The sequence below is a fragment of the Stenotrophomonas sp. 2201_Sma genome (assembly GCF_056486685.1).
Genome location: NZ_CM151329.1, coordinates 584353 through 605640, shown reverse-complemented (window position 1 = coordinate 605640; position 21288 = coordinate 584353). Strand labels below are relative to the sequence as shown.

Annotated in this window: 22 protein-coding genes; 11 read left to right on the top strand and 11 right to left on the bottom strand. The window is 66.9% G+C overall.

All coding sequences use genetic code 11. The features are described 5' to 3' along the window. Positions 1 to 72 precede the first annotated feature (72 nt). Together ACZLIF_RS02755 and ACZLIF_RS02750 are read left to right on the top strand one after the other, a co-directional pair. Entirely contained in the window at positions 73 to 2916 is a 2844-nt protein-coding gene (locus ACZLIF_RS02755; RefSeq protein ID WP_128990753.1) for a valine--tRNA ligase, read from the top strand. A 63-nt stretch (positions 2917 to 2979) separates the two neighbouring features. Further along, complete coding sequence (locus ACZLIF_RS02750) at positions 2980 to 3801, top strand: DMT family transporter (RefSeq protein WP_128990751.1); 822 nt, start codon at positions 2980 to 2982, stop codon at positions 3799 to 3801. Positions 3802 to 3876: 75 nt separating this feature from the next. On the opposite strand, the gene rimI is transcribed toward ACZLIF_RS02750, so the two are convergent. From rimI to pssA, 3 genes are read right to left on the bottom strand one after another with little or no spacing between them, the layout of a single operon-like run. Next, the gene (gene rimI, locus ACZLIF_RS02745; RefSeq protein WP_053516950.1) at positions 3877 to 4374 is read right to left on the bottom strand and encodes a ribosomal protein S18-alanine N-acetyltransferase; all 498 of its coding nucleotides are present in this window, start codon (positions 4372 to 4374) and stop codon (positions 3877 to 3879) included. Beyond that, complete coding sequence (locus ACZLIF_RS02740; RefSeq protein WP_128990749.1) at positions 4371 to 4865, bottom strand: hypothetical protein; 495 nt, start codon at positions 4863 to 4865, stop codon at positions 4371 to 4373. The genes rimI and ACZLIF_RS02740 overlap by 4 nt, the downstream gene beginning before the upstream one ends. After that, the gene (pssA, locus tag ACZLIF_RS02735) at positions 4862 to 5638 is read right to left on the bottom strand and encodes a CDP-diacylglycerol--serine O-phosphatidyltransferase (RefSeq protein ID WP_128990747.1); all 777 of its coding nucleotides are present in this window, start codon (positions 5636 to 5638) and stop codon (positions 4862 to 4864) included. Before pssA ends, ACZLIF_RS02740 begins: the two co-directional genes overlap by 4 nt. 80 nt (positions 5639 to 5718) lie before the next feature. Here pssA and ACZLIF_RS02730 point away from each other — a divergent pair, with 80 nt between their 5' ends. The 3 genes from ACZLIF_RS02730 (at position 5719) to ACZLIF_RS02720 (ending at position 8864) form a co-directional block, all read left to right on the top strand. Then, positions 5719 to 6096 carry a DUF4124 domain-containing protein gene (locus ACZLIF_RS02730; protein ID WP_074902117.1) on the top strand — a complete coding sequence of 126 codons (378 nt, stop codon included), beginning with the start codon at positions 5719 to 5721 and terminating at the stop codon, positions 6094 to 6096. Positions 6097 to 6569: 473 nt separating this feature from the next. Continuing rightward, the gene (locus ACZLIF_RS02725) at positions 6570 to 8261 is read left to right on the top strand and encodes a proline--tRNA ligase (RefSeq protein ID WP_111186681.1); all 1692 of its coding nucleotides are present in this window, start codon (positions 6570 to 6572) and stop codon (positions 8259 to 8261) included. A gap of 222 nt (positions 8262 to 8483) precedes the next feature. Further along, complete coding sequence (locus ACZLIF_RS02720; protein WP_053516955.1) at positions 8484 to 8864, top strand: H-NS histone family protein; 381 nt, start codon at positions 8484 to 8486, stop codon at positions 8862 to 8864. Positions 8865 to 8918: 54 nt separating this feature from the next. Here ACZLIF_RS02720 and ACZLIF_RS02715 read toward each other — a convergent pair whose 3' ends face one another. Next, complete coding sequence (locus tag ACZLIF_RS02715) at positions 8919 to 10178, bottom strand: threonine/serine exporter family protein (protein ID WP_053516956.1); 1260 nt, start codon at positions 10176 to 10178, stop codon at positions 8919 to 8921. A 92-nt stretch (positions 10179 to 10270) separates the two neighbouring features. Here ACZLIF_RS02715 and ACZLIF_RS02710 point away from each other — a divergent pair, with 92 nt between their 5' ends. Genes ACZLIF_RS02710 through ACZLIF_RS02695 form a run of 4 tightly spaced genes read left to right on the top strand, consistent with a single transcriptional unit; the run spans position 10271 to position 13789 of the window. Continuing rightward, the gene (locus ACZLIF_RS02710) at positions 10271 to 11392 is read left to right on the top strand and encodes an ABC transporter permease (protein WP_053516957.1); all 1122 of its coding nucleotides are present in this window, start codon (positions 10271 to 10273) and stop codon (positions 11390 to 11392) included. Between the two features lies 1 nt (position 11393). Continuing rightward, positions 11394 to 12221, top strand: a complete 828-nt coding sequence (locus tag ACZLIF_RS02705; protein WP_053516958.1) for an ABC transporter ATP-binding protein — start codon at positions 11394 to 11396, stop codon at positions 12219 to 12221. Positions 12222 to 12224: 3 nt separating this feature from the next. Then, entirely contained in the window at positions 12225 to 13151 is a 927-nt protein-coding gene (locus tag ACZLIF_RS02700) for an MlaD family protein (protein ID WP_128988236.1), read from the top strand. Further along, on the top strand, positions 13148 to 13789 hold the full coding sequence (locus ACZLIF_RS02695) for an ABC-type transport auxiliary lipoprotein family protein (protein ID WP_128988234.1): 642 nt from the start codon (positions 13148 to 13150) through the stop codon (positions 13787 to 13789). Before ACZLIF_RS02700 ends, ACZLIF_RS02695 begins: the two co-directional genes overlap by 4 nt. A gap of 8 nt (positions 13790 to 13797) precedes the next feature. Here the strand turns inward: ACZLIF_RS02695 and ACZLIF_RS02690 are convergent, their stop codons facing one another. The 7 genes from ACZLIF_RS02690 to rfbB form a co-directional block, all read right to left on the bottom strand. Beyond that, positions 13798 to 14385 (bottom strand): alpha-ketoglutarate-dependent dioxygenase AlkB family protein, encoded by a 588-nt coding sequence (locus ACZLIF_RS02690; RefSeq protein ID WP_053516962.1) that lies wholly within the window; start codon positions 14383 to 14385, stop codon positions 13798 to 13800. 48 nt (positions 14386 to 14433) lie between these two features. After that, positions 14434 to 15066, bottom strand: a complete 633-nt coding sequence (locus tag ACZLIF_RS02685; RefSeq protein WP_128988232.1) for a CoA transferase subunit B — start codon at positions 15064 to 15066, stop codon at positions 14434 to 14436. A gap of 1 nt (position 15067) precedes the next feature. Beyond that, positions 15068 to 15799 (bottom strand): CoA transferase subunit A, encoded by a 732-nt coding sequence (locus ACZLIF_RS02680; RefSeq protein WP_128988231.1) that lies wholly within the window; start codon positions 15797 to 15799, stop codon positions 15068 to 15070. A 90-nt stretch (positions 15800 to 15889) separates the two neighbouring features. Continuing rightward, a complete protein-coding gene (gene rfbD, locus ACZLIF_RS02675; RefSeq protein ID WP_128988230.1) occupies positions 15890 to 16789 on the bottom strand; it encodes a dTDP-4-dehydrorhamnose reductase in 900 nt (299 codons plus the stop codon). Further along, positions 16786 to 17343 carry a dTDP-4-dehydrorhamnose 3,5-epimerase gene (rfbC, locus tag ACZLIF_RS02670; RefSeq protein WP_053516966.1) on the bottom strand — a complete coding sequence of 186 codons (558 nt, stop codon included), beginning with the start codon at positions 17341 to 17343 and terminating at the stop codon, positions 16786 to 16788. The genes rfbD and rfbC overlap by 4 nt, the downstream gene beginning before the upstream one ends. Further along, the gene (rfbA, locus tag ACZLIF_RS02665) at positions 17340 to 18227 is read right to left on the bottom strand and encodes a glucose-1-phosphate thymidylyltransferase RfbA (protein ID WP_128988229.1); all 888 of its coding nucleotides are present in this window, start codon (positions 18225 to 18227) and stop codon (positions 17340 to 17342) included. The genes rfbC and rfbA overlap by 4 nt, the downstream gene beginning before the upstream one ends. A gap of 13 nt (positions 18228 to 18240) precedes the next feature. Then, entirely contained in the window at positions 18241 to 19296 is a 1056-nt protein-coding gene (gene rfbB, locus ACZLIF_RS02660; RefSeq protein ID WP_128988228.1) for a dTDP-glucose 4,6-dehydratase, read from the bottom strand. Positions 19297 to 19557: 261 nt separating this feature from the next. On the opposite strand from rfbB, the gene ACZLIF_RS02655 reads away from it, so the two are divergent. Together ACZLIF_RS02655 and ACZLIF_RS02650 are read left to right on the top strand one after the other, a co-directional pair. After that, positions 19558 to 20304: an electron transfer flavoprotein subunit beta/FixA family protein gene (locus ACZLIF_RS02655; protein WP_053516970.1), complete on the top strand. Its 747-nt coding sequence runs from the start codon at positions 19558 to 19560 to the stop codon at positions 20302 to 20304. Further along, positions 20304 to 21245, top strand: coding sequence for an electron transfer flavoprotein subunit alpha/FixB family protein (locus ACZLIF_RS02650; protein WP_128988227.1), 942 nt, complete (start codon positions 20304 to 20306; stop codon positions 21243 to 21245). Before ACZLIF_RS02655 ends, ACZLIF_RS02650 begins: the two co-directional genes overlap by 1 nt. The last annotated feature ends 43 nt before the right edge of the window (positions 21246 to 21288 follow it).

Below are 21288 nucleotides of genomic sequence, written 5' to 3'. Positions count from 1 at the left end.
GCGCCCCGCGGCCCCCTTGATGGGCCACCCCTGCGCCCTGATCCTTCAACGATTACCTCCTGGTTCCCCCGCATGACCCAACTCGCCTCCAGCTACGACCCGAAGTCCTTCGAGACCGACCTCTACGAGGCCTGGGAGAAGGCCGGCCACTTCAAGCCGTCCGGCCAGGGCGAGCCGTACACCATCCTGCTGCCACCGCCGAATGTGACGGGCACGCTGCACATGGGACACGCCTTCCAGCAGACCCTGATGGATGCGCTGGTGCGTTACCACCGCATGCGCGGCTACGACACGCTGTGGCAGGTCGGCACCGACCACGCCGGCATCGCCACCGAGATGGTGGTCAGCCGCAACCTGGCGCTGGAAGGCAAGGGCGAAACCCGTGACTCGCTGGGCCGCGAAGGCTTCATCGGCAAGGTCTGGGAGTGGAAGCAGCAGTCCGGCGACACCATCGAACGACAGATGCGCCGCCTCGGCACGTCGGCCGACTGGTCGCGCAGCACATTCACCATGGACCCGCAGCCCTCGGCGGCGGTGATCGAGGCCTTCGTGCGCTGGCATGAGCAGGGCCTGATCTACCGCGGCCAGCGTCTGGTCAACTGGGATCCGGTGCTGAAAACCGCCATCTCCGACCTGGAAGTGGAGAGCGCCGAAGAAGACGGTTTCCTGTGGTCGATCGCCTATCAGCTCGATGACGGCCTCAGCTACGAGCACGTCGAGCGCGACGCCGACGGTAACGAAACCCTGCGCGAGACCCGCGATTACCTGGTGGTGGCCACCACCCGCCCGGAGACCCTGCTGGGCGACACCGCCGTGATGGTGCATCCGGAAGACGAGCGGTACGCGCACCTGATCGGCAAGACCGTGGTGCTGCCGCTGACCGGCCGCCGCGTGCCGGTGATCGCCGATGATTACGTGGACCGCGCCTTCGGTACCGGCGTGGTCAAGGTCACGCCCGCGCATGACTTCAACGATTACCAGGTCGGGGTGCGCCACAGCCTGCCGATGATCAACCTGTTCACTCCGGTGGCGGCGCTGAATGAGAACGCCCCGGAACGCTTCCAGGGCCTGGACCGCTATGAAGCACGCAAGGCCGTGCTGTCCGAGCTGGAAGACCTGGGCATCCTGGTCGAGACCAAGGCGCACAAGCTGCAGGTGCCGCGCGGCGACCGCACCGGCCAGGTGATCGAGCCGTACCTGACCGACCAGTGGTTCGTGAAGATGGACGAGCTGGCCAAGCGCGGCCTGGAGCTGGTCGAAGGTACCGATGGGAAGCCGGGCAGCATCTCCTTCGTGCCGCCGAACTGGATCAACACCTACCGTCACTGGATGGCCAACATCCAGGATTGGTGCATCAGCCGCCAGCTGTGGTGGGGCCACCGCATTCCGGCGTGGTTCGACGCTGCCACCGGCACCTGCTACGTCGGTCGCAGCGAGGATGAGGTGCGGGCAAAGCACAAGCTCGGCAGCGATGTCGTGCTGAACCAGGAAAGCGACGTGCTGGAAACGTGGTTCTCCTCCCAGCTGTGGCCGTTCTCCACCCTGGGCTGGCCGAACGAACAGGCCATGGCCGAGCGTGGCTTCGACCGCTACCTGCCGTCGTCGGTGCTGGTCACCGGCTTCGACATCATTTTCTTCTGGGTGGCCCGCATGATCATGGCCACCGACAACCTGACCGGAAAGATTCCGTTCAAGGACGTCTACTTCACCGGCCTGATCCGCGACGGACAAGGCCAGAAGATGTCCAAGAGCAAGGGCAACGTGCTCGACCCGCTGGACATCATCGATGGCATCAGCATCGATGACCTGGTCGCCAAGCGCACCGGCGGCCTGATGCAGCCGAAGATGGTGGAGAAGATCGAGAAAGCCACGCGCCGGGAGTTCCCGGACGGCATCGCCGCCCACGGCGCCGACGCGCTGCGCTTCACCATCGCGGCGCTGGCCACCCATGGCCGCGACATCAAGTTCGACATGAACCGTGCCGAAGGCTACAAGAACTTCTGCAACAAGCTGTGGAATGCCAGCCGCTTCGCGCTGATGAACACCGAAGGTGCGGCGTTCAGCGGCGTGCCGGCACCGCGTACCGATGCCGAGCGCTGGATCCTTGCACGCCTGGCGGCCACCACCGCTGAAGCGCAGGGCCACTTCGCCACCTACCGCTTCGACCTGCTGGCGCAGTGCCTGTACGAGTTCGCGTGGAATGCGTTCTGCGACTGGTTCCTCGAACTGAGCAAGCCGGCGCTGAGCGGCAGCGACGCAGCGGATGCCGAAAGCACCCGCCACACCCTGCTGTATGTGCTGGAAGCCCTGCTGCGCCTGCTGCACCCGTTGACGCCGTTCATCACCGAACAGCTGTGGCAGCAGCTCGCCCCGCGCCTGGGCCTGGCCGAAACCACGCTGTCGCTGCGCCCCTACCCGACTGCAGCCGAGTTCCAGGGCGATTTCGCCCAGGCCGAGGCCGACGTCGAATGGCTCAAGGCGGTGATCAGCGCGGTGCGCCGCGTGCGCAGCGAACTGAACGTCGCACCGTCCAGGCTGGTGCCCCTGCGCCTGCAGGCAGGCCAGCAGCAGGACCGTGCCCGCGTCGAACGCTTCAGTGCGTCGCTGTCGTTCCTGCTGAAGCTGGACAGCGTGCAATGGCTGGGCGACGGCGAAAGCGCTCCGCCTGCGGCCGCCGCCATCGTCGGTGAGTTGAAGCTGCTGGTGCCGCTGGAAGGCCTGGTCGATCTGGATGCCGAACGTGCACGCCTGGACAAGGAGATCAAGCGCGTGGAAGGCGAGCAGGAGAAGAGCGAAACCAAGCTGGCCCGGTTCACCGACAAGGTGCCGGCTGCGGTGGTCGAGCAGGAGCGCGTGCGCCTGGCCGACTGGAACACCCAGCTGGCCGGCCTGCGCGAACAACGCGCGAAGCTGTAACAGCCGACCGGCGGGTGCGGATCCAGGTCCGCACCCGCCCAGGTCTTTTGGCATCATCAGCGGATGCCGCTTTCGATCTTCCTGCTGGTTCTCGCCGCTGCCGCGCTGCATGCCAGCTGGAACGCCATCGTCAAGCGTGGCGCCGACAAGCTCCTCGGCACCGTGCTCGTCACCGGCAGCGCCGCACTGCTGTCCGCCGCGCTGCTGCCTCTCCTTCCTCTGCCGGACGTGACCAGCTGGCCGTGGCTGGCGGCCTCGGTACTGCTGCAGGTGGTCTATTACGCGCTGGTCGCGCGCTGCTATCAGCAGGTGGACATGAGCCTGGCGTATTCGCTCATGCGCGGTTGCGCACCGATCCTGGTCGCGCTGGCTGGCACCGTGCTAGGCGAATCACTGCCCGCAGCGGCGTGGCTGGGCGTGGCGCTGGTCAGCAGCGGCATCCTGGCCATGGCACTGGGCGCGCGCGCAGGCCAGCTCGGCCTGCCGCTGCTGACGGCGACGATGATCGCAACCTACACCCTGGTCGATGCGCACGGCGCGCGCCTGTCGGGCAGCCCGCTGGCCTACACGTTGTGGCTGTTCCTGCTGTCGGGCATCCCGCTGCCGCTGTGGGCGCTGTACACCCGCCGCAGCGCGGTGCTGACCTATGCGCGCCAGCATTGGCCGCTGGGCCTGGCCGGCGGCGTGGGCACCACCGCGTCCTATGCGATGGCACTGTGGGCGATGACCCAGGTACCGGTCGCGATGGTGTCGGCCCTGCGCGAGTCATCGATCCTGTTCGCCCTGCTGATCTCGGCATTCCTGCTGCGCGAACGGATACCGCGCGTGCGCTGGCTGGCGGCGTCGCTGATCGTCAGCGGAGTGCTGGCCCTGCGGCTGGCGTGAGCCACACGTGCCCGCCAAGGTTGGCACCTGCCGCCAGCGCCCGGCCGTACCGGCGGGCAACGCGGCGCATCCCGGTTACAGCGGCGGCATTGTCTGCAGGTCGCCCTCGACCAGCTCGATCGCCATCACCACCGCGTCCTCGCGCCCCTGCGCGGCCGGGTAATAGCGCGGACGCCGGCCGATCTCGTTGAACCCTTCGCTGTGATACAGCGCCAGCGCCGGCGCATTGGACGGGCGCACTTCCAGGAACACACGCTGGGCACCGCGATCACCAGCCAGCTGCACCAGCGCACGCAGCAGCTGCCGCCCCAGCCCGCGTGACTGCACCAGCGGATCGATGCAGATGTTCAGCACATGCGCCTCGTCGGCAGCGATGCTCAGCACGCCGTAGCCGAGCAGCTGGCCATCGCGCTCCATTGCCAGACCGGGGTAACCCGCACGCAGGCAATCGATGAAAATGCCGCGGGTCCACGGGAAGGGATAGCCACGCACCTCGATCGCCATCACCTCGGCAAGATCGCTCTCGCGCAGCGCCCGCAGGCGCACCGGACCGGGCTGGCTGACCGCACTCACGGCGCGCCCCGCTTGCGCAGGGCGCGCAGCTGCGGCCACAGCGCGCGCTTGGCGGCTGGATCACGGCGCAGCTGCTCCAACGGCCAGCTGTCCATCAGTGCCTGCGTCGCGGCATCGTTCGGATTGCAGCCGGACGCGCGCAGCAGCGCGATCTGCAGGCGATCAGGCAGACGTACCGCCGGCTGCCGGGTGGTGCCCGCCGAGGCTGCGCGTGCCGCCTGAGGTTCGGTTGCCGGCACCACGGCGGGCGCGGTGCGAGGCGGCGGCGACGGACTCCGCGGCTGGCGCGGTGCCGGCTCCACCGCTGCCGGTTCGGGCTGGCGTGACGGAGACTGCGCTGCCGGGCTGGCGGCATCGGCGTCGGCCACGCTCAGCTGCAATGCAGCGTCCAGCTCCGCGGCGAGCTGGCCGTCGTGATAGACGGTATAGCCCATCGCCTGCAGCCAGGCCTGCTGGGCCGGTGACCACAGCACGGGCAGATCCTGGCTCACGCGGCCTCGGACTTCTTGCGCAGGCGCTGCGCCGCCCACATCACCGGGCCGGACAGGGCATACAGGATGCCCACGGCGAACAGGACGCGCGGCAGGTCGATCACCGCGATCGCGATGGCCATCGGTACCAGTGCCAGGACCAGGAACGGCACCCGGTCGGAACGGGAATCCTTGGCGGCACCGCCCTTGAAGCTCCAGAAGCGGATGCGGCTGACCATCAGCAGCGCAGCGACCAGCGTCACCGCCAGCGCCACATAGCGCAGCTGATTGCCATCCCAGCCCAGGTTGCCATCGGCGAAGGCCCAGACGAACGACATCATCAGCCCGGCCGCAGCCGGGCTGGCCAGGCCGACGAACCAGCGCTTGTCCACCACCGCGACCTGGGTATTGAAGCGGGCCAGGCGCAGCGCCGCACATGCGGCGTACAGGAACGCCACGGCCCAGCCGACACGCCCCAGCAGGGGATCATCGAATTTCAGCCAGGACAGCGACCAGTGGTACATCACCAGTGCCGGCGCCATGCCGAAGCTGACCAGGTCGGCCAGCGAGTCGTACTGCACGCCGAACTCGCTGCTGGTGCCGGTCAGGCGCGCGACACGGCCATCCAGGCCGTCCATCACCGCCGCCACGAACACCGCGATGCTGGCATTGACGAAATCCCCGTTGGCAGCGGCGATGATCGCGTAGAAGCCCGCGAACAGGCCCGCAGTGGTGAACAGGTTGGGCAGCAGGTAAATCGTGCGCGAACGCGGCGGCGGTGTGATCGGGTCCATGGAATCCAGTTTAATCGACTTGCCAGCGGTCGGTGCCAATGCTGCAATCGGCGTTCTACGCCCATTCTGCGGAGTTTGCCATGCGTGCCCTGTCCTGCCTGGGATGCCTGCTGCTGTTGGCCAGTACCAGTGCCATGGCCGGCCCCGTCTACAAGTGGAAGGACGCCAACGGCGTCACCCAGTATTCGGAAACCCCGCCAGCAGGCAGGACCTACGAGACCCGGGCGCAGGCGCGCTCGGCGCCATCGGCTGACAGCGCCGAACGCCCGGCCGCACCCGTACCGGAGCAGTGCAGCACCGCCCGTGCCAACCTGGCCCTGCTGGAAGGCTCCGGCCAGGTGATGCAGGACACCGACGGCGACGGCAAGGGCGATACCGTGCTGACCGCGGAGCAGCGCACCGCGCAGAAGGGACTGGCTGAAGCCAGCATCAAGGCCTACTGCCCAGCAGCCGGTTGAGGGGTCGGCAGGGCTGCGCCCTGCACCTGCTTCAGGCAACGGCAACGTCAAATGCCAAAGCGGCTCTGGTTTTCTGCTGGTCTGGCGGGGCGGTGTGGTCTGGCAGGACACGCCGCAAACCCATCCATGGGGGCTACATGGAATCAAAAATGGGGTCAGATCCGTTTCCGCAGGAAAACGGATCTGACCCCAAGGCATGTCCTGGCAGGTCGCAGAGATCTGTCGAAGGCGGGGTGGGTCCGGTGGCAGGGGTGTGAGCGGCATGGATGCCGCGACCAAGCCCCCATGGACGGGTTTACGGCGTCCCCTGCCACCGGATCCACCCCGCCATCCCACAGGAAGCCCGCTGTTGCTGTTGCTGTTGCTGTGGCAGTTGAAGTTGCCTGAGACGGGTGCAGGGCGCAGCCCTGCCGATACCCTCCCCCCGCCCGGGCTGGCAGAATAGGGATCTCTGCCGTAGACCGAAGCCGACGATGCGCCTCTCCCAGTTCCACCTGCACACCACCAAGGAAACCCCCAGCGACGCGGAGCTGACCAGCCACCGCCTGATGCTGCGTGCGGGCATGATCCGCAAGCTCGCCTCCGGCCTGTACACCTGGTCGCCGCTGGGACTGCGCGTGCTGCGCAAGGTCGAACGCATCGTACGGGAGGAAATGGATCGCGCCGGCGCCGTGGAGTTCCAGATTCCGACCATCCAGCCCAAGGAGCTGTGGGAGCAGACCGGCCGCTGGCAGAAGTTCGGACCGCAGCTGCTGAAGATCAAGGATCGCAAGGACCAGGTGTTCTGCTACAGCCCGACCGCCGAGGAAGCCGCATGCGACTTCGCGCGCAGCGAACTGTCCAGCTACAAGCAGCTGCCGGTGAACTTCTATCAGATCCAGACCAAGTTCCGCGATGAGATCCGCCCGCGCTTCGGCGTGATGCGTGCACGCGAATTCCTGATGAAGGACGCCTATTCGTTCCACCTGCACGATGAGTGCCTGGTGCGCGAGTACGAGAACATGAAGGCCGCCTACAGCCGCATCTTCACCCGGCTGGGCCTGGACTTCCGCATGGTGCAGGCCGATTCCGGCGCGATCGGTGGCGATGCGTCGCAGGAATTCCATGTGATCGCCGATTCGGGCGAGGACGCGCTGGTGTTCTCCACCGGCTCGGACTACGCGGCCAACATGGAAGCGGCGATCGCCGCGGAACCGGCACCGCGCGCGGCAGCCGGCGAGACGATGCGCAAGGTCGAGACCCCCACCCAGAAGACCTGCGAGGACGTTGCCGCCCTGCTCGGCATCGCCCTGCAGCGCACGGTGAAGTCGGTGGCGCTGATGACCGCCGAAGGGTTCGTGCTGGTGCTGGTCCGTGGCGACCACGAGGTCAACGAGATCAAGCTGGGCAAGGTTGCCGGCCTGGAAGAGCAGCGCTTTGCCAGCGAAGCGGAGATCGCCGAGTACCTGGGCAGCGTGCCCGGCTTCCTCGGCCCGGTTTCACCGGCCAAGGCGATCCGCGTGGTGGCCGACCGCGAAGTGGCGGCGATGTCCGATTTCGTGGTCGGTGCCAATGAAGCGGGCTTCCACCTGGCTGGAGTCAACTGGGGCCGCGACCTGCCGGAACCGGAAGTGGTCGATATCCGCAACGTGCGTGCCGGTGACCGTGCGCTGGACGGCGGCGAGTTGAAGATCGCCCGTGGCATCGAAGTCGGCCACGTGTTCCAGCTTGGCCGCAAGTACGCCGAAGCACTGGACGCCACCGTACTGGACGAGAACGGCAAGGCCGCAGTGATGGCAATGGGCTGCTACGGGATCGGCATCTCGCGCGTGGTCGCTGCTGCGATCGAACAGAATCATGACGATGCCGGCATCATCTGGCCGGACGCGATGGCGCCGTGGCAGGTGGTGGTGTGCGTCATCAACCCCAAGGGCGATACCGCTGTGGCCGAAGCCGCTGCCGGCCTGCTGCAGGAACTGCGCGATGCCGGTCTCGATGCCGCGCTGGATGATCGCGGGCTGCGCCCGGGTGCGATGTTTGCCGACATGGAGTTGATCGGCATCCCGCATCGCGTGGTGGTCAGCGAGCGCGGCCTGGCGGCCGGCACGTACGAGTACCGCTCGCGACGTGCCAGCGAAGCCGAAAGCCTGGATAAGGCTACCCTGCTGCAACGCCTGCAGGGTTGAGTGACCGGACCGGGGCATGCCCCGGTCTTTTTCTTTGTACCGGCGGTGGGCCGGCGAATATGCAGCTGGACATAATCCGGTCAAAATGGTCACGATGCAGTCGGTCCATCGCCATACCCTGACCTGCATGATTTGTACTGGATTTAATTCATCATTATCCTGTGCGCCGACGCCACGGACCGGCTCGTCCCTGTCCCTTATTAGTTTCCGGAGTAACCGTAGATGAGCATCGACCTGACCGGCCTGTCGGCACGCGAGCTGGGCGCATTGATCCGCACCGCGAAAAAGCAGCAGACCATCGTCGCCAAGCGTCGCCCGATCGCCAAGGTGCGGGCCCAGCTGAGCAAGCTGGCCAAGACCGAGGGTTACACCATCGAGGAGTTGTTCGGTACCGCTACCACGGCTGCCAAGCCACGCGCCCGCAAGGCAGCGGCGCCGTCCAAGACCGCCGGCCGCAAGCTCGGCAAGGTCGCCCCGAAGTACCGGAACCCGGCCAACCCGAAGGAAACCTGGACCGGCCGTGGCAAGCAGCCGCGCTGGATGGCCGAGCTGACCGCCAAGGGCAGCAAGAAGCCGGAAGATTTCCTGATCAAGAAGGCCTGAGGCCGGATCGGAAAGAATGAAGAACGCCGGCGCAAGCCGGCGTTCTTCCTTCCATCACAACGTCTTGCGCGCCGGCATCAAGAGGTTGCCGAACAGCAGGCCCGCCACCAGTGCCATCACCACGTTGAGCACGGTCAGGAACACGCTCTGGCCGGCACCGACATCCTGCTGCTGGACGAGCGTCAGCACGCCACGCAGGCTGGTGCTGCCAGGGACCATCATGATGATGCCCGGCAGGCGGATGATCGCACCCGGACGCCCGGCCAGCCGACCGAACAGGTTGCCGCCGGCGGTCAGCACCATCGCCGACAGGAAGATGCCCGCCGGTGCCCCCCAGGCGTGCCCGCCAAACTTGGAAATGGCATAGCCGGCCACGGACGCGGCAATCACCCAGGGATAATCGCGACGGCTGGCCTTGAACAGCATCGCGAAGGCGAAGGCCGCGGTCAGCAGCGACCCCCACTCCACCCACGGTCCCTGCGGTCGCGAGGCACGGATCACCGGGTCCAGGCCCAGCACATCGGCCAGGGTCACCGCGATCATCGCGCCGACGCTCAGTTTCATGATCGTGGTCAGCGCACCGGCAAACCGCGCGGTGCCTGACACCCAGTGCTGGCTGGCCAGTTCGTTGACCGCATTGGTCAGCGACATGCCGGGCAGCAGCACCACCAGCGAGGCGATGATCACCGTGTTGAGGTTGAGCGCGCCGACAAACGAAGCGACCAAGGTGGCAACCAGGCCGGCCAGCAGCGCGGCCAGCGCCTCGGCGGCCTCGCGGGTCGCCGGGCGACGGTCGGTGACCATGCCGAGCAGGCCGATCATCAGGCCGATGACACCGGCGGTGGCGATGTCCAGCCAGGGCAGCTTCCACATGCCGGCGACGCCGGCCGCGCCGAGCGTGAACGAGAGGATGGTGCGGAGCTTGCCGCGACGGCCGGGATCCTTGTCCAGCTGACGCAGCGCGGTGTGCCCCTGCGCGATGCTCATCCGCCCGTTGGCCACTTCCTCGGCGATCCGGTCGGCGACACTGAGCTTGTGCAGGTCGTTCTCGCCCGGTGCCAGGCGGATCACGCGGGTGATGTCGCTGGAGCCGATCGCCTGGGCCGGGTCGCTGAAGCTGAGGATGATGCCGGTGGGGTTAGACCACGGTTCACAATCGAGATCGAGCTGTTTTGCCAGTGCGACCACGGCCGTTTCCAGACGCTGGGCCGTGGTGCCGTAGCTGTGGAGGCGGCCGGCGATCTCGGAAACGAAGGCCACGCGCTGCGCGTAGGTGGCCTGGGGCGTGGGGATCGTGTGAGCGTCTGCGGACATGCGCCGTAGTATTACCTAGGCCGGGCCCCACCGGAGGAATTCATCCTGGTTCAACGCGAAGCACAATACAGAACGGTTATGCTGCGACCCGAATGGCCCATGTGACCCAGAACCTCGCCCCCCAGCTCGAACAGGACGCCCACGACCCCGGGCTGATCCGCCTGTCCGGCCACTGGACCTTGAAGACCGCGCTGGCCGCGGCCGAGGTGCTGCGCGCCGTTCCCGACAAACTGACCGGCATTGACGCCACGGGCATCGAGCAGCTCGATTCGGCCGGCGTACTGCAGCTGTTGCGCGTGGCCCATCGCGCCGACCTCGGTGAGGATGCGCTGCAGTTCCGGCCGGATCACCAGGCACTGGTGTGCACCATCGAGGAAGTGGCCGACGACCGGCCCAAGCCCAAGCGCGACTTCGGCGTGCTGGCCGCGCTGGAACGGCTGGGCGTCAGCATGCATGGCACCGGCCACAACATCGTGGCCCTGGCCAGCTTCCTCGGCGAGGCGATGGTCAAGACCGCTCGCCTGGTCAAGCAGCCGCGGCGCTTCCGCCTCACCGCCACCGTGCACCAGATGGAGCAGGTGGGCCTGGACGCCGTGCCGCTGGTGGCGCTGCTGTCCTACCTGGTCGGTGCGGTGATCGCGTTCCTGGGCTCAACCATCCTGCGCGACTTCGGCGCGGAGATCTACGTGGTCGAGCTGGTCAACATCGCCTTCCTGCGCGAGTTCGCCGTGCTGCTGACCGCGATCGTGCTGGCCGGCCGCACGGCAAGCGCGTTCACCGCGCAGATCGGCGCGATGAAGGCCCGCGAGGAGATCGATGCGATGCGCACGCTGGGCCTGGACCCGATCGACCTGCTGGTACTGCCGCGCCTGTTCGCGCTGCTGGTGACCCTGCCGCTGCTGACCTTCATCGCGATGATTGCCGGCCTGGCCGGCGGCATCACTGTCGGCGCGTTCGATCTGGACATTCCGCCGCAGATGTACATCGCGCGGATGCACGACACGATGGAGGTGCGGCACATGCTGGTCGGCCTGTCCAAGGCGCCCGTCTTCGCGGTGGTGATCGGCCTGATCGGCTGCCTGGAGGGCCTGAAGGTCACCGGCACCGCACAGTCGGTCGGCGAGCGCACCACATCCAGCGTGGTGCAGACCATCTCGCTGGTGATCATCATCGACGCCTTTGCGGCGTTGTGGTTCATGCATATGGACTGGTGACATGAACACGACCTCCGGTTCCGGCACCTTCGAGATGCGTGATGACGATGGCCATGACCTGGCCATCCGCGTGCGTGGGCTGGTCAACCGCTTCGGCAGCCAGACCGTCCATGAGGACCTCGACCTGGACGTGCGGCGCGGCGAGATCCTCGGCGTCGTCGGCGGCTCGGGCACCGGCAAGTCCGTGCTGATGCGCTCGATCCTGGGCCTGCGCGTGCCGGATGAAGGACAGATCGAAGTGCTCGGCCGCGATGCGCGTGCCGACGATGCCGAAAGCCGGCTGCATATCGAGCGCAACACCGGCGTGCTGTTCCAGGATGGCGCGCTGTTCTCCTCGCTGACCGTCGGCGAGAACGTGCAGGTTCCGCTGAAGGAGCATCATCGCGACCTTCCCGAACGCTGGCACTACGAGCTGGCACTGCTGAAGGTGAAGCTGGCCGGCCTGCCCGCCGATGCGATCAACAAGCTGCCCTCGCAGCTGTCCGGCGGCATGCGCAAGCGTGCCGGCCTGGCCCGCGCGCTGGCACTGGACCCACCGCTGCTGTTCCTGGACGAACCGACCGCCGGCCTGGACCCGATCGGCGCGGCGGCCTTCGACCGGCTGATCAAGACCCTGCAGGAAGCGCTGGGCCTGACCGTGTTCCTGATCACCCATGACCTGGACACGCTTTACGCCATCTGCGACCGCGTCGCCGTGCTGGCCGACCACAAGGTGATCGCCAACGCACCGCTTGCGGAAATCGAGAAACTGGATCATCCGTGGATCCAGGAATACTTCCACGGACCACGTGCGCGTGCCGCGCGTGGCGAACAGATCGAGAGTGCCTGAGCCATGGAAACCAAAGCCAACTACGTGCTGATCGGCGCGTTCACCCTGATCACCGGCCTGGCCCTGCTGGCCTTCGGCCTGTGGGCGGCCAAGTACTCATCCGACCGCACCTGGCAGGAATACCGCGTGGTGTTCCGCGAGGCGGTGACCGGCCTGTCGGTCGGCAGCCCGGTGCAGTACAACGGCATCGCGGTCGGCTCGATCATCGAGCTGAACCTGGTACCGGACGATCCGCGCCAGGTGGTGGCGCGCATCCGCCTGAACTCCACCACCCCGGTGAAGACCGATACCCGTGCCAAGCTGGCGATCACCAGCCTGACCGGTCCGTCGATCATCCAGCTCAGCGGCGGCACGCCGCAGTCGCCGGCACTGACCACGGTCAACAAGGACCCGGCGCCGATCATCCCGACCACGCCTTCGGCACTGCAGAACATCACCGATGTGGCCAACCGCATCGTCGAGCGCATGGACCAGATCCTCAGCGATCGCAACGTGGCGTCGATCAACGCGACCCTGGCCAACCTGGAAACCATCAGCGGCGGACTGGCCGACCGCGACCAGGGCACACAGGCGCTGCTGCTCAGCGCGCGCGATGCCGCACGCAGCCTGGACACCACGCTGAAGACCACCAACGGCACCATCGAGCGCCTCGACAAGAACCTGGTGCAGCAGCTGCCGGGCATCATCGACAAGCTCGACGCTACCCTGGTCAAGCTCGATTCGGCTGCCGGCAATGCCGATTCGATCCTTGGCGAGAACCGCGCCGCGATCAACAGCTTCGCCAATGACGGGCTCGGCCAGCTGGGCCCGACCCTGACCGAGCTGCGTGGCCTGATCCGCGACCTGCGCCGGGTCAGCGACCGCCTCGAGAACAACCCCGCGCGCTATCTGCTCGGCCGCGATGCCCCGAAGGAGTTCGAACCCAAATGAGCCCGATCCTCTTCCCGCGCCTGCTGCTGCCAGGCCTGGCCCTGGCGCTGCTGTCGGGCTGCTCGATCCTCGGCAGCGGCGACAAGAATCCCGTCACCCTGTACTCGCCTGCCGTGCAGGTGAAGGTCGATCCCAGCTGGCCCCAGGTCGCCTGGCAGCTGGTGCTGGCCAAGCCCAGCGCGGCGCGCATGGTCGACAGCCCGCGCATCAACGTGCGTCCCACGCCGTCGGAGCTGGAGATCTACAGGGGTGCCAGCTGGGCCCAGCCGGCCACCGACATGATCGAGGACACGCTGCTGCGCGGTTTCGAGGACTCCGGCCGCATCAACGGCGTGGCCCGCACCGCCGCCGGTATCCGCGCCGATTACAAGCTGTCCACGGACATCCGTCGTTTCGAGTCGGACTACCAGGGCCAGGCCACGCCGACGGTGGTGATCGAACTCAATGCCAAGCTGATCCACGTGGCCGACCAGCGCGTGGTCGCTGATCGCACCTTCCGTCAGGCGCAGCCCGTTGGCAGTACCGATGTGCCGGCGGTTGCGGCGGCGTTCGAACGTGGCCTGCAGCAGATCGCGCAGGACGTGGTCGGCTGGACGCTGGTCAGTGGGCAGAACGACAGCGCCGCAGCACCGCGCTGATCCCTCGCTCAGCGCGGCGTGATCCAACGGAATGTCAGGTTGATCCGCTCGCCCTGAGCCCGCGCCATCTTCGGCAACGCGTGCTGATAGAAGCGCTGGGTGCTGCCGGCCATCAACAGCAGATCGCCATGGCCCAGCAGGAACTCCGCCTTGCGTGCCGGCTCGTCGCGTCGTCGCAGCAAGAAACGCCGCGCCGCCCCCAGGCTCAGTGAAGCGATCACCGGCGCCGGTCCCAGTTCGGGTTCGTCGTCGCTGTGCCACCCCATGTAATCGCCACCATCGCGGTATCGATTGAGCAGCACGCTGTTGAACCGGCCGATACCCTCTTCCTGCAATCGCACGCGCAGCGCCTGCAATGCCGGCAGCCAGGGCCGCGGGACGAACTCGGCGCCGGAATACCGGTAGCGTGCCTGCGGATCGCCGATCCAACTGCTCAGCCGCGGCGAATCCACCCAGTGACCGAACATCCGAATGCGGTGCACATCCCAGGCCACCTGTTCGCCCAGTGTCCGCTGCAACGCATCCGCCCGATCCGGCAGCAGCCAGCCCGGAACATGACGGACGTCGGCATCGGGCAGCTCGTGTGGAAACAGCATCGGGATCGCCAGGCAGTGTCGGGGCGGCACGAGGCCGCCCCGCCGGACTCAGGCACGCCGGAACGGCACGCCGGTCTTTTCCTTCAGTTCGTCCTCGTCAACCCCCGGCGCGGTCTCCACCAGCACCAGACCGGCATCGGTCACGTCGAACACAGCCAGATCGGTGATGATGCGGTCGACCACGCCCACGCCGGTCAACGGCAGCGTGCATTCGGCCAGCACCTTGTGCTCGCCGTTCTTCGCGGTGTGCTCCATCAGCACCACCACGCGCTGCACGCCGGCCACCAGGTCCATCGCGCCGCCCATGCCCTTGACCATCTTGCCGGGCACCATCCAGTTCGCCAGATCGCCCTTGTCGGTCACCTGCATCGCGCCAAGAATGGCCAGGTTGATGTGGCCGCCACGGATCATGGCGAAACTGTCATGGCTGCCGAAGTAGCTGGCACCGGCGCGCGCGGTCACGGTCTGCTTGCCGGCGTTGATCAGGTCGGCATCGACCTCGGATTCGGTCGGGAACGGGCCGATGCCAAGCAGGCCGTTCTCGGATTGCAGCCACACGTCCACGCCTTCGGGAATGTGGTTGGCGACCAGGGTCGGCAGGCCGATGCCCAGGTTCACATAGGCACCGTCGGTCAGTTCACGGGCGGCGCGGGCCGCCATCTCATCGCGGGTCCACGCCATGTCAGTTGCCCTCCGCACGCACGGTGCGCTGCTCGATTCGCTTTTCAGGATGCGCGTTGTGCACGATGCGATGCACATAGATCCCCGGCAGATGCACCTGGTCCGGATCGATCGCACCGACCGGCACCACCTCTTCCACTTCGGCGATGCACACCTTGCCGGCCATCGCGCAGGCAGGATTGAAATTGCGCGCGGTCTTGCGGAACACCAGGTTGCCGGCTTCGTCGGCCTTCCACGCCTTCACCAGGGCAACGTCGGCACGCAGCGCGGTTTCCAGCACATAGTGCCTGCCGTCGAATTCGCGGGTCTCCTTGCCTTCGGCCACCACCGTGCCGTAGCCGGTGGCAGTGAAGAAGGCAGGAATTCCGGCGCCGCCGGCACGCAGGCGCTCGGCCAGGGTGCCCTGTGGATTGAATTCCAGCTCCAGCTCACCGGCCAGGAACTGGCGCTCGAACTCCTTGTTCTCGCCCACGTACGACGAAATCATCCTGCTGATCTGGCGTGTTTCCAGCAGCTGGCCCAGGCCGAAGCCATCGACACCGGCATTGTTGGAGATCACGGTCAGGCCCTTGACTCCACTGTCGCGCAAGGCTGCGATCAGTGCCTCGGGTATGCCACACAGGCCGAAGCCGCCGACGGCCAGCGTCTGGCCATGGGCGACCACGCCCTCCAGCGCCTGGGCCGCGCTGACATAGCGCTTGCTGCGCTTGCCGCCGGTATTGGACTTGTCCATCGCTTTGCTGTCCCACACGGTAAGGATGCCCGCATTCTAGCGGCACACCCGCATCCGGCTGGGATGCGCCGCAGCAATTGCGGCGTGCCCTCAGCCGCGCGCGATCGCGGCCATGACCTGCTTCAGGCCGTCCTGCCACGGCGGCAGCACGATGCCCAGCGCCTGCTGCAGGGCGCTGTTGTCCAGCACCGACCAGGCCGGCCGCCGCGCCGGGGTCGGATACTCGGCACCCGGAATCGCTTCAACCACCGGCACCCTGTGCAGGACACCGGTTGCCAGCGCTTCGGCGAAGATCGCTTCAGCGAAGCCGTGCCAGCTGGTCTGGCCACTGGCGGTGAGGTGCCAGGTACCGGAGAGCGCGGCAGGATGCTGCAGCGCGAGCGCGGTGACATCGGCGATCAGCGCAGCCGGCGTCGGCGTGCCGATCTGGTCGGCCACCACACGCAGATGGTCGCGCTCTGCGCCCAGGCGCAGCATCGTGCGCAGGAAGTTCGCGCCGTGCTCGGCATACACCCATGCGGTACGGAAGATCAGGTGGCGGCCACCGGCAGCGCGCACGGCGTCTTCGCCATCGCGCTTGCTGGTGCCATACACACCCAGCGGCGCGGTCGGCTCGTCCTCGCGATAGGGCGCGGAACCTTCGCCGTCGAACACGTAGTCGGTGGAGTAATGCACGAACGGCACGCCCTGCGCCTGGCACCAGCGCGCGATCACGCCCGGGGCCTGCGCATTGGCGGCGAAGGCGGCGTCGATGTCCTGCTCGGCGCGATCCACGGCGGTATAGGCCGCCGCATTGACCACCACCGATGGCTGCACGCGATCCAGCAGCGCCGGCAGGCTCCCGGGCTGGCCGAAGTCCGCCGTCTCGCAGGGGCTGCCATCAGGCAGCTGGCCACTGCGGGTGGTGGCGACCACCGGCCCCAACGGCGCCAGCGCGCGCAGCAGCTCCTGGCCGACCTGGCCGTTGCCGCCCAGCACGAGAACCGTCATGGCGCGAAGACCGGCAGACGTTCCTCGGCGATGTCCTTCAGGAACGGCGCATGTTCGTCCTTGGGCGAGAGCGTCGGCGCGCCCACCGGCCAGTCCACTGCGATGTCCGCGTCGTTCCAGCGCACTCCGGCATCGGCTTCCTTCACGTACACATCGGTACACAGGTAGTGGAACAGCGCGGTGTCGGACAGCACCGCAAATCCGTGCGCGAAGCCTTCCGGAATCCAGAACTGGCGCTTGTTCTGCGCGCTCAGCACCACCGCTTCCCATTGGCCGAAGGTGGGCGATCCGCGGCGGATATCGACAGCCACGTCGTACACCTCGCCTTCCAGCACGCTCACCAGCTTGCCCTGCGGTCGCGGCCACTGGTAATGCAGGCCGCGCAGCACGCCCTTGCTCGATGAGGAGACATTGCTCTGCACGAAGCGGTCGGGCAGGCCCAGCTGGCCGAATCGCGCCGCATTCCAGCCCTCGAAGAAGAAGCCGCGCTCGTCACCGAACACCGCCGGTTCAATCACCACGCATCCCGGCAACCGGGTTTCAATCACTTTCACGGAACCACTCCACGCAATGCAAGTGTGTGCAGGTACTGGCCGTAGCCATTCTTGATCAACGGGGCGGCCAGCGCTTCCAGCTGCTCGGCATTGATCCAGCCCTGCCCGAACGCCACTTCCTCCGGACAGCAGACCTGCAGGCCCTGGCGCGTCTGGATGGTCTCGATGAAGTTGGACGCTTCCAGCAGCGACTGGTGAGTACCGGTATCCAGCCATGCATAGCCACGCCCCAGCGCCTCCAGATGCAGGCTGCCCTCACCGAGATAGCGCTGGTTGAGATCGGTGATTTCCAGCTCGCCACGCGGCGAAGGCCTCAGCTCGGCCGCATAATCGCTGGCGTTGCCATCATAGAAATACAGGCCGGTGACCGCGTAATTGGAACGCGGGTTCTGCGGCTTTTCGACCAGGCCGACAACCCGGCCGTCCTTGTCGAATTCGGCCACGCCGTAACGCTCGGGATCGTTGACCCAGTAGCCGAACACGGTCGCGCCATCGGTGCGGGCGTCGGCCCGCCGGAGCACGTCGCGCAGGCCGTGGCCATGGAAGATGTTGTCGCCGAGGACCAGGCAGCTGGGCTTGCCGGCGACGAACTCGCGGCCGATCAGATACGCCTGCGCCAGCCCATCCGGACTGGGCTGCACGGCGTACTGGATGTCCATGCCCCACTGCGAGCCATCACCCAGCAGCTGCTGGAACAGGGCCTGCTCATGCGGGGTGTTGATGATCAGCACTTCCCGGATGCCGGCCAGCATCAGCACGCTGAGCGGGTAGTAGATCATCGGCTTGTCGTACACAGGCAACAGCTGCTTGCTGACGCCCTTGGTGATCGGATACAGCCGGGTGCCGGATCCGCCGGCGAGGATGATGCCTTTGCGTTGGGTCATGGTATCTCCCGAATTAGGCGGCGGTGCCGATGCGCTGCAGGCGGTAGCTGCCATCGAGCACGCCGTTGACCCATTCCTGGTTTTCAAGGTACCAGTCGACGGTGAAGGCGATGCCCTGCTCGAAGGTGTAGGCCGGCTGCCAGCCGAGCTCGTTCTTCAGCTTGCTGGCATCGATCGCGTAGCGACGGTCATGGCCGGGCCGATCGGCCACATGGGTGATCTGGCTGCTGCGCGGCTGCCCGTCAGCGCGCGGACGGCGCTGGTCCAGCAGAGCGCAGATCGCATGCACCACCTCGATGTTCTGCCGTTCCGAATTGCCGCCCACATTGTAGGTCTCGCCCACCCGGCCCTTGGCCAGCACGGTGCGGATCGCCTCGCAGTGATCGGACACGAACAGCCAGTCACGCACCTGCCTGCCGTCGCCGTACACCGGCAGCGGTTCGCCGGCCAGCGCCTTGGCGATCACCAGCGGAATGAGCTTTTCCGGGAAGTGGTAGGGGCCGTAGTTGTTGGAGCAGTTGGTGGTCAGCACCGGCAGCCCGTAGGTGTGGTGGAACGCACGCACCAGGTGATCGGACGCGGCCTTGGACGCCGAGTACGGCGAGTTCGGCGCGTACGGGGTGGTCTCGCTGAACGCGCCGGTCTCGCCCAGCGTGCCGTACACCTCGTCGGTGGACACATGCAGGAAGCGGAACGCTGCGCCGCGCTCGGCCGGCAACGCCTTCCAGTAGTCGCGCACCGCTTCGAGCAGGCCCAGGGTCCCCACCACATTGGTCTGGATGAAGGCGCCGGGGCCATCGATGGAGCGATCAACGTGGCTCTCGGCCGCGAAGTTCAGCACCGCGTCGGGCTGATGCTCGGCGAGCAGGCGGGCGACCCGCTCACGGTCACCGATGTCGCCGTGCACGAACACGTGGTCCGGGTTGCCTTCCAGGCTGGACAGCGTCTGCAGGTTGCCGGCATAGGTCAGTGCATCGAGGTTGACGACCTTGACGCCACGGGCCACAGCCTCGAGGACGAAATTGCCGCCAATGAACCCGGCGCCGCCGGTGACAATCCATGTAGGCACTACCTGATCTCCTGTGTTGTTGATTCAACCGCGGCGCCCGACGGCAGCCTGCGAAGCGCCACAGCATACATCGGGCTTCCTGCCGGACTGCGTGCCGCAGGTGAACGGCACCCCGCATCGGCGCAGCATCGTTTCCGCGCCGCAGCACAACCATACGCATTCGCATGGTTGCCCCAAGCCAGCTAGAATCGGGATCCCACCCCCGAACCGGTTGCTGTCAGGACCGGACGTTCTCCCTGTTACTGAAGGACCCCGTACCAGATGAAAATCCTCGTCGCATACAAGCGCGTGGTGGACTACAACGTCCGCATTCAGGTCAAGCCGGACGGTTCCGGCGTGGTCACCGACGGCGTCAAGCTGTCTCCCAATCCTTTCGATGAAATCGCCCTGGAAGAAGCCCTGCGCCTGCGCGACAAGGGCATCGCCACGGAGGTGGTGGTGGCCACCATCGCCCCGGCCGACGCCCAGGCGCATCTGCGCAACGGCCTGGCCATGGGCGCCAACCGTGCCGTGCACGTGGTCACCGACCAGGCCATCCAGCCGCTGACCGCCGCGCGCACCCTGCTCAAGCTGGTCGAGAAGGAGCAGCCGGACCTGGTGATCCTCGGCAAGCAGGCCATCGACGATGACGCCAACCAGACCGGGCAGATGCTGGCCACGCTCTGGGGCCGCCCGCAGGCGACCTTCGCCAGCAAGCTGGACATCGCCGATGGCAAGGCCACGGTGACCCGTGAGGTCGACGCCGGCCTGGAAACACTGGAAGTGGATCTGCCGGCGGTCGTCACCACCGACCTGCGCCTGAACGAGCCGCGCTTCATCAAGCTGCCGGACATCATGAAGGCCAAGGCCAAGCCGCTGGAAACCCTGCAGCTGGCCGACCTCGGCGTTGAAGCCGCCGACACCTTCAAGACCACCCGGTACGCTGCGCCGTCCAAGCGCAGCAAGGGTGTAATGGTCAAGGACGCGGCCGAACTGGTGGCCGCACTCAAGCAGAAGGGGTTGCTGTAATGAGCAAGATTCTCGTCATCGCCGAGCACCACGACGGCAAGCTCAACGCCGCCACCGCCAAGACCGTCAGCGCCGCCGCTGCCATCAGCGGTGCCAGCATCGACGTGCTGGTGCTGGCCGCCGATCCGACGGCCGTCGCCGCCGAGGCCGCCAGGATCGCCGGCGTCGCCAAGGTCCTGACCGTGGCCAACGCCGCCAACGCACAGGCCCTGGCCCAGGTGCTGGCCCCGCAGATCGCCCAGCTGGCCAAGGACTACACCCATGTGTTCGGCCCTTCGACCACCTTCGGCAAGGACCTGATGCCCTGCGTGGCCGCCCTGCTGGGTGTCAACCAGGTCTCCGACCTGATGGCCGTGGAAGGCAGCCACACCTTCAAGCGCCCGATCTACGCCGGCAACGCCATCATCACTGTGGAAGCCCCGGCCGACCAGGTCGTGGTCGCCACCGTGCGTGCCGCGTCGTGGCCGGAAGCCGCGCAGGGCGGCAGCGCTGCCATCGAATCGGCCAGCGTCGATGCGGCACTGCCGACCCACACCCGCTTCGTCGGCCTGGCCGCCGGTGCCAGCGACCGTCCGGACCTGCAGAGCGCCAAGCGCGTGGTCTCCGGTGGCCGTGGTGTCGGCTCGGAAGAGAACTTCAAGGTGGTCTTCCAGCTGGCCGACAAGCTCGGCGCCGCCGTCGGCGCCTCGCGCGCCGCCGTCGATGCCGGCTACGTGCCCAGCGACCTGCAGGTCGGCCAGACCGGCAAGATCATCGCGCCGGAGCTGTACGTGGCCGTCGGCATCAGCGGTGCGATCCAGCACCTGACCGGCATCAAGGATGCCGGCACGATCGTGGCGATCAACAAGGACGGCGATGCGCCGATCTTCGAGATTGCCGATATCGGCCTGGTCGGGGATCTGTTCACGATCCTGCCGGAACTCGAGGCCGCGCTGGGCTGAGCGCCCGCCCGGGGTGCCGCGTAATCAACAGGTTACGCGGCAT